This window comes from Pseudoalteromonas rubra (genome assembly GCF_000238295.3).
GTDB lineage: Bacteria > Pseudomonadota > Gammaproteobacteria > Enterobacterales > Alteromonadaceae > Pseudoalteromonas > Pseudoalteromonas rubra.
Genome location: NZ_AHCD03000044.1, coordinates 1,311,241 through 1,325,438, shown reverse-complemented (window position 1 = coordinate 1,325,438; position 14,198 = coordinate 1,311,241). Strand labels below are relative to the sequence as shown.

Below are 14,198 nucleotides of genomic sequence, written 5' to 3'. Positions count from 1 at the left end.
GCCGAAGCCCCTGTCCTTTGAAATTCGGTCGGTTACAAACTACAAACCTTGGTGTAATCCGAACTTACTGATGGCTGTTTGTTGCTCCACCACTTCGCTTTGTAAACACCATTTCCATCGATGATTAAGTCGCCCTGAGCAGCATGAGTTCCCTTTGGAAACTCTGGGTATACTTTAATCTGAGAGATAGGCACACCTTCACAGCTTGTGATTGGACCACCGTTACCATCACCTGGTTTTGCATCTGGTAATTTCGGATACTCGAACTTAAATGCGTAACGTTTACCGTCTTTCTCGGCAACAAAGTTAACCGGACCTGTGATAGGCATGTAGTACATTACCTGTGCATTGACCGTTTCACCCGGCGCGAACGACTTCGGAATGTTGCCCCACTCGTCTACCAGGGTGATTGAGAAACGGTGGAACTCATTCTCAAATCCGCCAATGTTGTTGCCAGCAGCGTTAGAGGCATTCGCTTCAACCGCCATACCCAGTTTCTCTTGCGCATTCCAGTTCGACTTAAAGATTGCCGATGTTGCGACTGGAACATCAAAGGTGATCTTCGCACCTGACAAGTCAATTGCTGAGTTATTGGTAAACGCAAACGTTGGTGCAATTGGATAGTTATCATCACCCAGTGGGAAATCTTTGGCAGTAAAGGTAACATCAACGGATTCCGCAGGAACCTGGAAGTTCACATTCCCCGGATGAATATCGTAAGGCGCACCAGACTGGTTAAACTTGTTGTATGCAAGCGTTGTCAGGCTCGACCCCATGAAGTACTCACCTTTAGCGGCATCGTAGTCAAAGTCACCAGCAAGTTCCCAGAACATAATGCCGCCCAGGCCATTGTTGATAACATAGTCAACTTTGGTGCCCATCGACTCCTCGTCTTCAATAGACAAGAACACTTTTTTCTCTGCGTTCCACAACCAAGGCGCCACAGCAACAGAGTCATAATGACGTGCATATGTACCAGTCAATGCATCTTCTGGGTCTGTAACCGGGTTCAGACCATAGTCAGCAAGGTAGCTTCCTAAAACGCCAGACTGCAGGTTCTTAACATGCCACAACGGGTTAGAACCGGCGGGTACTTCCAGGCCTACGTCATTCTTGTCATGCCAAAGGTTATCAATACCCACAGCGCCATTACCGCACTTATTCTTCTCGCCTTTACCGGTGCCCGGAGGACAGTTTGCCTGATCAGGGAAGGCTGCCTGACCCCACAGTCCATTAGTACCACCCTGAACATCCTTGAAACCACGCGTGTAGTAAGGAATACCAATGTTAATACGACCGCCCGATAGTGCACCACGGAAGTACTTAACAGCCCAGTCTGTATTCAGGTAACCGATGCCTTCAAACTCAGCAGTGCCGTATACGTTCCATGCTTTAAGTTCTGAATCTTCACCGGTATCAAACAAAGAAGCATTGTGGCCTACGTGTTGGTTCCAAGCACCATGCAGGTCATAAGACATAATGTTCACGTAATCCAGATATTTAGTAACCTGGAAGGTCTCCATACCACGCAGCAGATAACCAGAAGAAGGTGACGCAATGGTTAACATATAGTGTTTGCCATCCTGCTGACCGGCTTTGTCTAACTCTTCACGTAAACGCTTCATCAATACCTGATAAGAAGCATTCAGCCCTGCACGTAGGGCATTAGAAATTGGGAAGTCATCTGGGTGACCTGCGTCGTTCATTGAAGTCGGGTATTCATAGTCAATGTCGACACCATCGAAGCCATAGGTGCGAATGAACTCGACCGCACTTGCCGCGAACGCATCGATACCAGCCTGATTAACACTGCCATCAGAATTAGTCGTCATAGTGTAGAAGCCACCACTGTTAACGCGCTTACCATCGCTGCCAAAGTAGCCACCGGTTTCTGCCCAACCACCTACAGAGATGAGTGTTTTAACATCCGGATGTTGTTTCTTATATTTGTTAAGTAAGTTGAAGTGACCTTTATAAGGTAAGGCAGGGTCCATCTCAGCACCCGCTTCGCCTGGCCATTCCATATTTGTAGCTGGGTTGCCTGGTGCGGCTGGGTCACCAATTGAAACCTTGTTGTTCGCGTCGACATGAGCGAAGGCGTAATTGATATGGGTAATTTTGTCCCATGGAATATCATTCACCAGGTAAGAAGGCTGGCCATTGGCACCGTTTCTCCAGCTCGTGAAGTAACCGATAACCCGACGAGGGTGATCTGTACCCATTTTTTCACGACCATCGACATCATAGATAGTACAGTAAGGTGTGTTCACACCAGGTGTTTGAAACAAGCCTTCAGGTTTACAGTCGTCGCGTCCCCCCTGGCCCTGCTCAACAACGGTCAGAGATTGAGAAACACTTGCCGTAGCCCCTTTATCGTCTGTCACAGTCAAAGTAAATGAAACCGGACCCAGTTGCTGCGCTGTCCATGTGTGGTCCGTTGCACTGCCATTGGTAGTTACAACATCAACACCATCTACCGTAAACGTCAACTTGGTCACCTGACCGTCTATATCGCTGCCAGACAAGCCAAATACGACCTGAGAACCCACTGTCAATTCCGCTGGCTGACTCTTAATAACAAGCTGTGCTTCCGGTGCTTTGTTACCAGTATCTGCTGGTTTTACAACCACCTGACTGGTCAGTACGTTAGATGCTGCACCTTTGTCATCATAAGCTGTTGCGCTGATATCATGCGTACCCACACTAGCGTTCCATTGCGCGTCAAACATATCTGCGGTGCCGCTTACGTCAGTGGCAATCAGACTGCCGTCTACGAAAAACTCAACCTTGCTCACAGTACCATCCGAATCTACCGCTTTAACGCTGATGGCAACGCTGTCATTTGCAACGAACTCAGTGCCGGAAACTGGCTGTAAGTTACTGGCCACTGGCGGTTTATTTTCGACAGCGCTGTCACACAAACCCAGCCAAGTCCATTCCTGCCAGTCACCAGAGTTGGTTGCAGGCTCAGAGCGTGTCCACCAGTTAGCTTCATAAGCATTGTTATTTTGCTCGACCTGCTGACCACCGGTATAGGCATTACCAGATTGCCATGGATTTAGACCAGTACAGTCATACGCATTTGCATGTGTTGAGCCTATAGCAATAGCGATTGCGCTGAGCTGCAGTGCCATCTTGAATTTGTTTCTCGTTTTCATACTTTCTTCAACCTTTACTGTTTTAGTGATTAACATTTTTAAAGTAAAGCTAACATAGAAATGAAGTACGTCAACGTAAGCGTGACTACTTTTTAATCAACAAAACCACTTAAACCATCCTTTTTACCTATCAATTATTCAAATGAATGGACTTTTTCTCATTTTGACCCTACCTCCATTAAATGAGTTAAATTCATATATTACAGTTCGTATATTCGATGCTATTGCATAAAGAACAATCAGTTAGAAATAAATTAGAAACATTAAAAAGAAAAACTTATGTGTTCGGATAAGTTTTTCTTATCTTTGGGGTGCAAATATGAAGATCACGTTTAAACATAACTTATAACCAATAGTTATATAAGAAACTACCCAGGTCAGACCAATAACATCACGTTAACGTTAACGTTAACGCAGTAACAAAGACATGATTTAGCCCTTAATAAGGTACATAGAAGTGTTCAGAACGCATTTGAGGGGATAGAAATCGTATTTAAGACTATGTGTGTGATTAACTGGCGATGATGACTGGCAGTGTTAGCGTGACTTTGGCGCCTTCATTACGCTTACTCTCAATCTTAATGGTGCCTTTGTGCTCTGAAATAATCCCATACGCAACAGCCAGACCCATACCAGTTCCCTGTCCGACAGGCTTAGTAGTAAAGAAGGGTTCGAAGATATGCGGTAATTTGTCATCTTCTATACCGGTACCGTTATCAATAATTTCGATCAGGATCTGATCTGTCGCAGGCCTGACGACCAATTTGATTTGAGGGCTGGGACAGTTACCCTGCGCTTTCCCTTGCTCACACGCGTATTTGGCATTCATCAATAAATTGATGATCGCCTGATTTAACGCGGCAAGATTGCAATAGCTAAGTGGAATATCCACTTTTTCTACAATAAGTTCGATATGCTTAAGCTGATTGGCAAGCAGGCCCAGCGCACTGTCAATCGCTTCTGTCATATCAGCCATCACAAATTCGTTGTTTTTGGGCCGGGCGAAATCTAATAAACTTGCGACGATAGTCGCGATACGCCGACAACCGTCCTGGCAATCTTCAATGAGATCCTCTGCATCTTCAGCAAAGAAACCCAGCTGATATTGTGCTTCCAGGTTCTTAAACGCCTCTTTGAACGCCTCCTGGTCAATGGCATTGTCTGAAAATTGCTGGCTTGTATTAATCAATTCCGCAACGCCTTTAGCAACCTGCCCCAGTGTAGCCACATTACTGTTAACATAAGCCAGAGGGTTATTTATTTCATGTGCCACGCCCGCAGACATCACACCGAGCGTCGCCATCTTCTCACTCTGCAAAATAGCGGCATGCTGTCGTTTTAGCTGCGTCAGGTTAGCCTCGAGCTCTTGGTTGGCAAGATATAGAGAACGCGTTTTGTCCTCTAATAGCGTTTCAAGCTCATCACGAGCCTGCTTTTCTCTGCAGTACGCCTTGTAATATTCATTGTCACCCTGCGACATATTCACCTCTTGCACTCAACCTTGGGAGCTCCCGGCATCACTTTTAGTGATGGATAAGACACATCAGCCCCATAAACCGCACCATACCGTTAGCACTCACGCCAAAATTTTCACCTTAAACTGGGTATGTTCACCGCTTTGTGTAACAGAGCGATTATGCGATATTTCTATTTGCTTGTTAAAGTAATCGGCTGCACCATAAATCAGCCCTTCGGCACAGAATCCGAGCTTTCGGGGTGAACGGTAATCAACTAATATCTCTGTATCGTTGACAATCGTCGCTTCAATCTTTGGCAAATTCGGCTCATCATATAGCTTAGCCACCTCAACATGGATCACGCTGTCTATTGCCATGATCAGTTTCTCAAATGTATCTAATTCGGCAAGCACCGAGGTATGTTTAGCTGCCAATGAGCCAAACAAAAAGCGCCCGAATACACTTAATACATCAGGTAACGGTAAGGCCATTTTTTCTGCAACACCATTTGCCAGCGCATACAGTTCTTCATCCGGATAAGAGACAGCAGAAACATAACTGCGATGTGCCGGACTATGCTCATCCAATAGTGCATTCCATGCACTCATGCCCAGGTTTTCGATGACCAGTTCTTCTAAACTACGGAATATTATGCCTTTCATTGTTCACTCCTTACACCACATAAATTAGCACCAAACTCGCTGCGGTAATTGTTATAAAACAAAGTTTAGACTAATTTTTATATTACCTATTGCTTTACGTCATTGATTTATGATGGAACACAGCCAAAAACCTGAAATTGCTACGCCTCCGTCCGGTCCTATTCGAGTATTGTGCCTGGATGATGAACCGGGCGTACTTAAAGTACTCAGAAGAACACTGGGTATGGCAGGTATGCAGGTGGCCATATATGAATGTGGAGAACTTGCGCTTAAAGCGCTTGATGATAATGATTTTGAAGTGATCATCTCAGATATGAGAATGCCAGAAATGGATGGTGTTGAGTTCCTGACCAAAGCGAGGCAAGTCTCACCCGAATCACAACGCATCTTGCTGTCTGGCTACGCTGATATGGATTCGACGATTGCAGCCATTAATGAAGGCGGGATCCATAACTTTCTTCAAAAGCCCTGGCAGAATGAAGCCCTTATCCACGTCATTAAAGATGCCGCCGAAAAATACCGCCTTAAACAATACAATCAGGCACTTCAGGAAGAGGTTAGCAAACAAAATGACCAGCTGAAGGTGCTCAATGGCAATCTCGAAGAGTTGGTGGAAAAGCGTACTGCACAGATCAGAACAGTACTTCGCCAACTTGAAACGGCGAACAAACGAGAACAAGATGAGCATAAAGCAACCGTAGAACTGCTGTACAATTTTATTAATGCTAACCCCTACATCAATGCGGATCTGGCAAAACACATTGCACACCTTTGTGGTCTGGTGGCCCATAAACTTGGGCTCAGTGAAAAAGTCATACAACTGACTAAGATGGCTGGTTACTTGGCGCAGGTAGGCCTGCTGGCAATGGATCCAGCCCTTTATAATCAGCCTGTCGAACAGTTAAGTCCCCAGCAACGAAAATTATTCTTTACACACCCAGCGACCGCGCAGCTGATGCTCATGCCGGCACAGCATCTAAGTGATGTTGGCGAAGCTATCTATCATCAATATGAAAAGTATAACGGGCAAGGCATCCCGAAAGGCTTAAAGGGCAAGGAAATCCCCATCGGCGCGCACATTCTTGCGGCAGTCAGGGATTACGTAGAACACCTGCTAAAAACCAGGAACCCGGAAAAAGAACAGCGCGCTCATGCATTGGAAATGATAAAAATGTACAGCGGCTCCTTTTACCACCCTAAGGTAGTCGCTGCATTAGAGCAATCTGTTCAAACTGACGCAGCAGGCACAGAGCAGGTAGGGTCAATGAATATCATTGATGCACAAAAACTCAAGCCAGGCATGGAGCTGGGCCTGGCTATCCATAGCCACAAAGGCATAATGCTGTTACCTAAGGGGCATGTTTTTACCGCTGCAACGGTCGCTAAACTACAACAGCTTGAATCACAAAAACCAACCCCATTTAGAATTCTGATTAAAACCTAGCGTTTAAATCTGACAACGAGTTCATACATATCATTTGCCACTGTGGTCAGCTCTTCGCTGATCACATGCATTTCATTTGAACTATTCGCGCTTGTGTTCGCGAGTGTTGCAATGCTCACTACCTGCTGATTAATATCTTCAGATACGGTTGCTTGCTCTTCCACCGCAGTGGCAATTTGCATACTGCTGGCGCTGATTTTTTCAATCAGTTGATAAATCCCCTCTAATTTTTGAGAAGAGTGTGAAAGCTGCTCAATGCCCTGGCGGGATTCATCTTCTCCCCGCTTTGCAATGAATTCGGCGTTTTGTGTGCTTTGTGTCAACTGTTCTATGATTGCATGGATTTCTTTAGTCGACTCCTGCGTTCTCTGTGCTAAATGACGCACTTCATCGGCAACTACAGCAAAGCCTCTACCTTGCTCCCCGGCTCTTGCCGCCTCGATTGCAGCGTTCAGAGCAAGCAGATTAGTTTGTTCAGCGATTTGCTCAATGATCTGTGCCGCTTCTGCAATTTTAGATGTTTGTTTTGCTACACCTAACACTGAGTCCTTGATATCAACAACGGTTGCTCCCAAACTTTCTATTGAGGCGCGGGTCTCCTCAGAGCTACGTGCACTTTCCTGGGCTAATACGAGTACCCCTTTAGCATCTTCTGAACTTGCCTGGACACTATGCGAGACTTCATTGATGGTGGTTGCCATTTCATTCATCGCAGTTGCTACCAGCTCAGTTTCGAGTTGTTGCTTTGTCAGGCATTGAGAGGTTTCAATACTTTTACTGTTACTCTCTTTGGCACCACCAGCGACTCCCTTAGCTGCAAACTCAATTCGCGTAATGATAGTATCCAGATGCGCACGCTCGCTAAGCAGCTTGACGTGTAGTTGAGCCATCTTACCACTCCAGGGAGAATAAACCTGCGTGGCAATATCATCACAGAAACTGTGCGACATCACTTTATCTATCCTGCCCAGCTGCTCGTTATCGCGATACGTGTTATAGGCAAACAAAGCCAGGGTGTTGGCTACCAACCAACCAAATCCAAGCATTTCATTCACTGATAAATATAAAAAGAGTGCAGTGAGCACAGCCAGTGATGGCCAAATTGCACGCAGCTTCGGTAGTTTTACTTTATCGCGTTGACCTGATTTAACTCGTTTGTAGAGCGCTTCTGCTCTCGTGACAGATTCACGATCCGGGCAGCTACGGACAGATTCGTAGCCGATAATTTTTCCACCTTCCGTCATTGGCGTGACATACGCATTCACCCAGTAATGGTCGCCATTCTTACAGCGGTTCTTAACTAATCCCATCCAGGGTTTACCCGCCTTTAATTGATCCCACATGGTCTTAAATGCGATTTCAGGCATATCCGGGTGGCGGACCAAGTTATGTGGCTGGCCAATTAGTTCATCTTTGGCATACCCACTGACTTCAACAAAATGTTCGTTGCAGTCTAGTATTGTGCCTTTCAGATCGGTTACTGAAATTAGTCGGGTGTCAGCGGAAAAGCGTTTTTCCTGATTGGTGACGGGGTGATTTAATCGCATCTTTAAACTCGAATTCTATGCTATTAATTGCTTCTGCGAAGCGAGAAAATACGACTAATGCGCTGTTTTTGCAACAACAAATCTATATTTCGCCGTTTTTTTAAGACAAAATAACTAGATCCAATACAACGCCAAGTACGTACAACCGAAAATCGTTTTTTCACTCTAGCCTTTTATGTAGAATAGCAAGGCTAACAGAACACACCAAAGGAGCCGTGAGTGCCAAAGCTTTCTGCCATTACTGATAATCCACACGAGAACAGATTTAATGAAAAAATCGGCGTTCTGGTAACCAATTTGGGCAGCCCGGATGCCCCAAATGCACCTGCTCTAAGAAATTATCTTCGTGAGTTTTTGTCTGATCCTCGTATCGTCGAGCTGCCCAGAGCACTTTGGTGGTTAATACTGCACGGCGTTATCTTAAGAGTCAGACCCAGCAGATCCGCCAAGGCCTATGCCAGTATCTGGACTGAAGAGGGATCACCTCTGGTACAAATTACGCAAGATCAGTGTAATAAACTGAGCGCACTACTAAAAGAGCAAAACTACGAAAACGTCGAGGTGGTCATGGCAATGCGCTATGGTAACCCGTCTATTCAGAGCGGTCTTGAAGCACTGCGTTCAAAAGGGATCACTAACATCGTGGTATTCCCACTTTACCCACAGTACAGCAGTGCAACAACAGGCTCAACGTTTGACGCGGTTGCAAACGTACTGAAAACCTGGCGCTGGGTGCCAAGTCTGAGCTTTATCAATGGCTATCACAAACAACCAAGTTATATCACCGCCCTGGCGAACTCAGTACAAGAACATATAGACAAACATGGTCTGCCAGAAAAGCTACTTTTTTCTTATCACGGTACACCGAAACGTTTCCTCGATAATGGCGACCCTTACCATTGCTTTTGTCAACAAACCACCCGACTTGTGTGCGAGCAGCTCAAGTTAGACAAAGACAAAGTAATGACGACTTTCCAAAGCCGGTTTGGCCGAGAGGAATGGCTACAACCCTATACAGACGTGACACTGAAAGAGCTGGCTTCTCAGGGGATCAAAGAAATTGCTATTCTCAGTCCTGCATTTAGCGCGGACTGCCTGGAAACACTTGAAGAACTTGAAGAAGAAAACCGCGAGTACTTCATCGAAGCAGGTGGTGAAACTTACCACTATATTCCAGCACTGAATGACAGAGACGATCACTTAGCGGCTTTGTTCGATATCCTGAAACCGTATATCAGATAGTGTGATACATAAAATAAGGGGCCGATATGGCCCCTTATTTTTTAGTGTTGTTGTGATGATTTGCTTATATAAATAAGCTCGTCATTGAATACCTGACCTGAGTTGAATTCCTGTAACAGGCGCAAACACGCAGATAATGGCTGAGCTGGACTGTAATAAAAGCCCTGGATGTGGTTACACCCTAACTGTTCCAGCATTGCAAGCTGGCTCTGAGACTCAACGCCCTCCGCAATAACTTTGATGCCTAACTCCTGCGCCAAATTCAGCAAACAACTGATCATCACTTTCTTGTTTCTATCTGCCATCAGGCTGTCGACAAAAGACTTGTCGATTTTCAGATAATCAACCTGATTCTCTACCAGATGGCTCAGCGACGAGTAGCCGGTACAAAAATCATCTAACGCGATTTTGACGCCTTGCGCTCTCAGTTTCGATAACAGTTCCCAGGTATAACGATTCGTCGCCATAGACTCTGTCACTTCCAGTGTCACTTTGTCATAGGGTACTTGCGCTTTTTCAATCGCTTCTGTCACCAACTTAAACTGATCGTTACTGGTTTTGAACTCATTGACAGAGCGGTTAATAGAAATGCTTACTTCGTCGTAGCCATGCGAATGTATTGCTTTCAAATCCTGGCAGGCTTGATCTAGCACAAACTGGCCTATCAGGTGTATCAAACCGAACTCTTCAGCAATCGGAATAAAGGTCCCCGGTGAAACCATACCCTGCTCGTCATCAAACCACCTGACAAGCGCTTCAAATTTGACAATTTTACCTCGTTGCACATCAACAATGGGTTGGTAATACACAGTTAGCAAATTGGCTTTAAGCGCCGCTTTCAGTTTGTCTTTGAGTTTAATTTTATTCAGATAAGCATTTTGAATTGCAGCATTGTGAAGTGCTACGTGCCCGCGATGTGTTTTCTTGGCACTTTCCAGTGCATGAGCAGCATTGCGAATAAACTTAGCTGCCGTGATCCGACCACGGTTTTCCAACTGCGCTATGCCTGTGCTCGCACTAAGCTCTACCGTCAAGTCATTGAAGACATAAGGCTGTTTTATTTTATCGCTGAGCTTTTTGGCAACCTGTAATGCACTTTTAACGTCAGTGTTATCGAGCAAAATAGCAAACTCGTCTCCGCCGTAGCGAGAAATCGTGTCATTTTCTCTGATCCCATTTCGTAGCCTTTTTGCTACCGACACCAGCACTTTATCGCCAATTTCCGGGCCATAGATATCATTCACTTCTTTAAAATGATCCAGACCGATAAACAACAAAGAACAGGGGGTGTGCAAGCTACGACTGGCGGAAATTTTCTCTTCAACAATATCAATAAAACAGCGACGATTGAGCAGCGCTGTTAAAGGCTCGTGATTTGCGTAAAACATGAGTTGTGCTTCGTTGCGCTTCCACTCGGTAATATCGCGGAAAATCGCAACATAATTGACTATCTCTCCTTGCTCATCTTTCACCAGGCTAAGTGTCAACTCTTCAGGAAAAATCTGACCGTTTTTGCGGCGGTTAAATATCTCGCCCTTCCAGCAGCCCGCACTCATCAGGCTATTCCACATCTGATGATAGAAGTCGTCACCATGTTGGCCGGAGGACAGTACTGAAGGATCACGTCCCATCAACTCATGACCGGTATATCCGGTCAGACGCTCAAAGGCACGGTTAACCATTATAATTTTGTTTTCGCCGTCAGTGATCATGATGGCTTCAGTGGCGTGTTCAAATACCACGTTGGTCAGTTCAAGCTGCTTATTCAGTGAATAGATATAGGAAACGTCCTGAACCGTTGCGCTAAATACACGCTCATCGCGTTGCTCATCACACTGCTCAACACGACCGATAATGCGATACAGCCCACGTAAATTAGTGCGCTTCTTGTGCGCTACATTAACGTCTATGTAATCGAGATGCCCGGTCCTGAGCTTTTGTATAATGACTCTCAGTCGCTTTTGATCGGCCTCTGTTAAGCAGTTCGTAAAGTCATCAAGGGTTAGTGTTTCTTCCCGATGCTGCAAAAGGCGACGCATTTCATGGCTGAATATGTGCTTATCCCGGCTAATATTCCAGCTCCATGAGCTGAGCTTAGCGATCCGCTCGCCCTTTGCCAGTTGTTTAACGAGTATTTGTTGGGCCGCAATTTCAAGGTTGTGATTTAACTCAGCCCCGACCAGCAAGCTGAGCTCACGAAACCAATGCTTATCTTCGTCGCAGACGGTCACTTTTTCGTCGAAAAGACAAACCATAATACCTATCGGCTTATGATCCAGTGCCCGCAATGTGACGCCGAGATAGCCATCAATATTAAAAATCTTAAGGATTTCGTCTTCTGCGTACATTTGCTGCAGGTTGCAGCTGATAGAACAAACCCCCTGACTGGTTTTTGCGTCATTACAGGGCGTTCCTTCGAGGTCATAGATAATATCGTTTGAGCGATTACCATCAACAGAATAGGCAACCGTTTTGACCCGAGTATCGGCATCAATGAATTTGCCAATCAAACAATGAGCCGGCTTGAACTTCTCATAGATCAAATCGAGCGCCAATTCATAGCGCGCCTCACTACTACACAAATTGTAAAATGTACTAAATGAAAAAGTCATTGTTCGGCTAAGTTCTTATATTTTATTGTTTTCAATATCAACAGGTATTTTAACAAATTGCAATGATAGAATTAAAAGCAAGACTTGTTCTCGATACAGATCAATAAATCGAACTTATTTCTTAGCATCGTCAATCCCTGTGCTCTACAAAGTCAAATAAGGATTAGTGGTAAACCTAGTCTGACCAGCTGTATGATATTATTCATACCACAACACGAGATCAGGTTCAAACACTCCTTTGTAAAACCGAATAATGTTTACAAAAATTAAGCGCTAAACGGCGTGGCGCGCCACATCATGATTCGCGGCATGTGGTGTGAGCTTGGCCTGACAAGTTTGATTTCGGCCTTTGTGTTTAGCCTGATAAAGTGCTTGATCTGCCATTTTAAGTGTTTCATCTATGCTTTTACTGTGCGCTGGCCAACAGGCAATGCCAATCGACACCGTCACTGGTCTGGACAAAGGCATGGCGTGTTCGCTTATCGCAATGCGTAACCGTTCTGCTATGCTAAATGCGCGATTCGCATCAACAAATGGCATGAAAATCAGAAACTCTTCCCCCCCACTTCGACACACAAAATCATGACTACGCGCGTTTTTTTTCATAACACCCGCCAAAGCACGCAAAACCTCGTCTCCAACAGCATGGCCAAACTCATCATTAATTAACTTAAAATGATCAACGTCCAGTGCCATAACTGAGAACTGATAATGCATGCTTTTGACATTATCCAACCATAATTGCATTGCCAGTCGGTTATTGAGTTTAGTGAGCGGGTCCATTTTCCTGTCTTCTTCCAACTCCCTGATCTCCTGCCCCAGCAGCTCAGAGCTATTCAGGATTGCTGATTTTAGATTTTCTGCCTCAAAGTACCAGGCTGGTGTTTCATCGATACAACGCAGATTTCCGGGACTCAGTAGCTAACATTTTGTGCAAGTTGCGCCAAAGGCCTGGCTATCAGGAACCCGGCACACAAAGTCGCCACAAAAATAGCCAGCGCAAATGGCAAAGTAGAATACAATACGTTGGTATGCGTCAAATCTAACTCAGCGACGATACTGGTAAGGGCACGTTGGCTTATTATTCCCCACCCAGTGGTGGATACGGGTGCAAACCCAGCGAGCATGTCGACACCTTGACTATTAAGTACCTCAACAGCGCCTGATTGACCACTTAATACCGCATTAATCGCGACATTACCCGGAATATGCTCCCCCACTCGATGATTATCTTTGTGATAGATCAGCCTTTTACTTTTATCTACCACATAAACATAGGAGTGTTCAGAAGCATGATGAGTACCCAATAATTGATTTAAAATGGTATCACCTTGCAGATAGATCCCACCTGCGATAAAACCAAGATAGGTACCGTCAGGGGTAAAAATCGGAAATGTCGGGCTCACCAACAAATTACCAGCAGGCGAGACGAATGGGTCAAGGATATGGGGTTGCTGTAGCTCAATCGGCAAAGACAGCGAAGGGTCTAATGTTAACCCTTTGAGCGCCAGGCTCGATGGCTGAGCCGAAATGATCTTACGCTGAGCATCAATGACAACCAGGGAATCAAAACTGTTAGTTTGGGTAAGCAAGCGTGCCAGCTCTACATCGATAGCTTGACTATCGTCAAAATGATTAGCAATGTGGCCAGCACTAACGCGCAACTGACTATTCAGTGACTGCAAAAACAACTCTGTAACGGCAGCCAGCTTTTGCGCATATGCCTGATTCGCAGCAAGCGTGTCTTTAATAAATGCTCGTTCGTGCACTCGATAGCTAGCCATTAAGGCACTATATACAGCTAACACGATACCGGCACTGACCAGCAATAATATGAGCTGCTTCAGGTCCAACTTCCAGCGACGGATGATTTTCACTATTCCCTCCTACATCAGCACGAACACGGCTACTTATGCCATTGTAAAATATTGCCAGAGCAAGAACTTATTCTGGGTCAAACTCTCTGTGCCTAAACCACTTACACATGCTTTTGATCGCAACAAACACACAGGGTACATAAACAGAGATCGCTCAAAGGATGAGAAACAAACTAACAAACAGCACTTTTTAACTACA

9 protein-coding genes are annotated in these 14,198 nt (G+C 45.2%); 2 read left to right on the top strand and 7 right to left on the bottom strand.

Going from position 1 to position 14,198, the window contains the following annotated elements; all coding sequences use genetic code 11:
• Window positions 1–32 precede the first annotated feature (32 nt).
• The 3 genes from PRUB_RS26145 to PRUB_RS26135 all read right to left on the bottom strand — a co-directional run bounded on the left by PRUB_RS26145 (window position 33) and on the right by PRUB_RS26135 (window position 5,277).
• On the bottom strand, window positions 33–3,158 hold the full coding sequence (locus PRUB_RS26145) for a glycosyl hydrolase family 18 protein (RefSeq protein ID WP_010381257.1): 3,126 nt from the start codon (window positions 3,156–3,158) through the stop codon (window positions 33–35).
• 511 nt (window positions 3,159–3,669) lie between these two features.
• Window positions 3,670–4,638, bottom strand: a complete 969-nt coding sequence (locus PRUB_RS26140; RefSeq protein ID WP_010381255.1) for a sensor histidine kinase — start codon at window positions 4,636–4,638, stop codon at window positions 3,670–3,672.
• A gap of 96 nt (window positions 4,639–4,734) precedes the next feature.
• The gene (locus PRUB_RS26135; RefSeq protein ID WP_010381253.1) at window positions 4,735–5,277 is read right to left on the bottom strand and encodes a heme NO-binding domain-containing protein; all 543 of its coding nucleotides are present in this window, start codon (window positions 5,275–5,277) and stop codon (window positions 4,735–4,737) included.
• 109 nt (window positions 5,278–5,386) lie between these two features.
• Here PRUB_RS26135 and nosR point away from each other — a divergent pair, with 109 nt between their 5' ends.
• Window positions 5,387–6,721: a response regulator c-di-GMP phosphodiesterase, NosR family gene (nosR, locus tag PRUB_RS26130; protein WP_081694325.1), complete on the top strand. Its 1,335-nt coding sequence runs from the start codon at window positions 5,387–5,389 to the stop codon at window positions 6,719–6,721.
• On the opposite strand, the gene PRUB_RS26125 is transcribed toward nosR, so the two are convergent.
• The gene (locus tag PRUB_RS26125) at window positions 6,718–8,268 is read right to left on the bottom strand and encodes a methyl-accepting chemotaxis protein (protein ID WP_010381248.1); all 1,551 of its coding nucleotides are present in this window, start codon (window positions 8,266–8,268) and stop codon (window positions 6,718–6,720) included. The two genes, nosR and PRUB_RS26125, sit on opposite strands and share 4 nt — an antisense overlap.
• Before the next feature lie 219 nt (window positions 8,269–8,487).
• Here PRUB_RS26125 and hemH point away from each other — a divergent pair, with 219 nt between their 5' ends.
• The gene (hemH, locus tag PRUB_RS26120; RefSeq protein WP_010381246.1) at window positions 8,488–9,510 is read left to right on the top strand and encodes a ferrochelatase; all 1,023 of its coding nucleotides are present in this window, start codon (window positions 8,488–8,490) and stop codon (window positions 9,508–9,510) included.
• A gap of 41 nt (window positions 9,511–9,551) precedes the next feature.
• On the opposite strand, the gene PRUB_RS26115 is transcribed toward hemH, so the two are convergent.
• The 3 genes from PRUB_RS26115 to PRUB_RS26105 all read right to left on the bottom strand — a co-directional run bounded on the left by PRUB_RS26115 (window position 9,552) and on the right by PRUB_RS26105 (window position 13,999).
• Complete coding sequence (locus PRUB_RS26115) at window positions 9,552–12,122, bottom strand: putative bifunctional diguanylate cyclase/phosphodiesterase (RefSeq protein ID WP_010381244.1); 2,571 nt, start codon at window positions 12,120–12,122, stop codon at window positions 9,552–9,554.
• 273 nt (window positions 12,123–12,395) lie between these two features.
• Complete coding sequence (locus PRUB_RS26110) at window positions 12,396–12,905, bottom strand: GGDEF domain-containing protein (protein WP_010381242.1); 510 nt, start codon at window positions 12,903–12,905, stop codon at window positions 12,396–12,398.
• 131 nt (window positions 12,906–13,036) lie between these two features.
• Window positions 13,037–13,999 (bottom strand): cache domain-containing protein, encoded by a 963-nt coding sequence (locus tag PRUB_RS26105; RefSeq protein WP_010381241.1) that lies wholly within the window; start codon window positions 13,997–13,999, stop codon window positions 13,037–13,039.
• Window positions 14,000–14,198 lie beyond the last annotated feature (199 nt).

Coding starts and splice junctions, on each gene's coding strand:
- PRUB_RS26115 (WP_010381244.1), bottom strand. CDS start 12,122: ATGACTTTTTCATTTAGTACATTTTACAATTTGTGTAGTAGTGAGGCG.
- nosR (WP_081694325.1), top strand. CDS start 5,387: ATGATGGAACACAGCCAAAAACCTGAAATTGCTACGCCTCCGTCCGGT.
- PRUB_RS26135 (WP_010381253.1), bottom strand. CDS start 5,277: ATGAAAGGCATAATATTCCGTAGTTTAGAAGAACTGGTCATCGAAAAC.
- PRUB_RS26110 (WP_010381242.1), bottom strand. CDS start 12,905: ATGGACCCGCTCACTAAACTCAATAACCGACTGGCAATGCAATTATGG.
- PRUB_RS26140 (WP_010381255.1), bottom strand. CDS start 4,638: ATGTCGCAGGGTGACAATGAATATTACAAGGCGTACTGCAGAGAAAAG.
- PRUB_RS26125 (WP_010381248.1), bottom strand. CDS start 8,268: ATGCGATTAAATCACCCCGTCACCAATCAGGAAAAACGCTTTTCCGCT.
- PRUB_RS26145 (WP_010381257.1), bottom strand. CDS start 3,158: ATGAAAACGAGAAACAAATTCAAGATGGCACTGCAGCTCAGCGCAATC.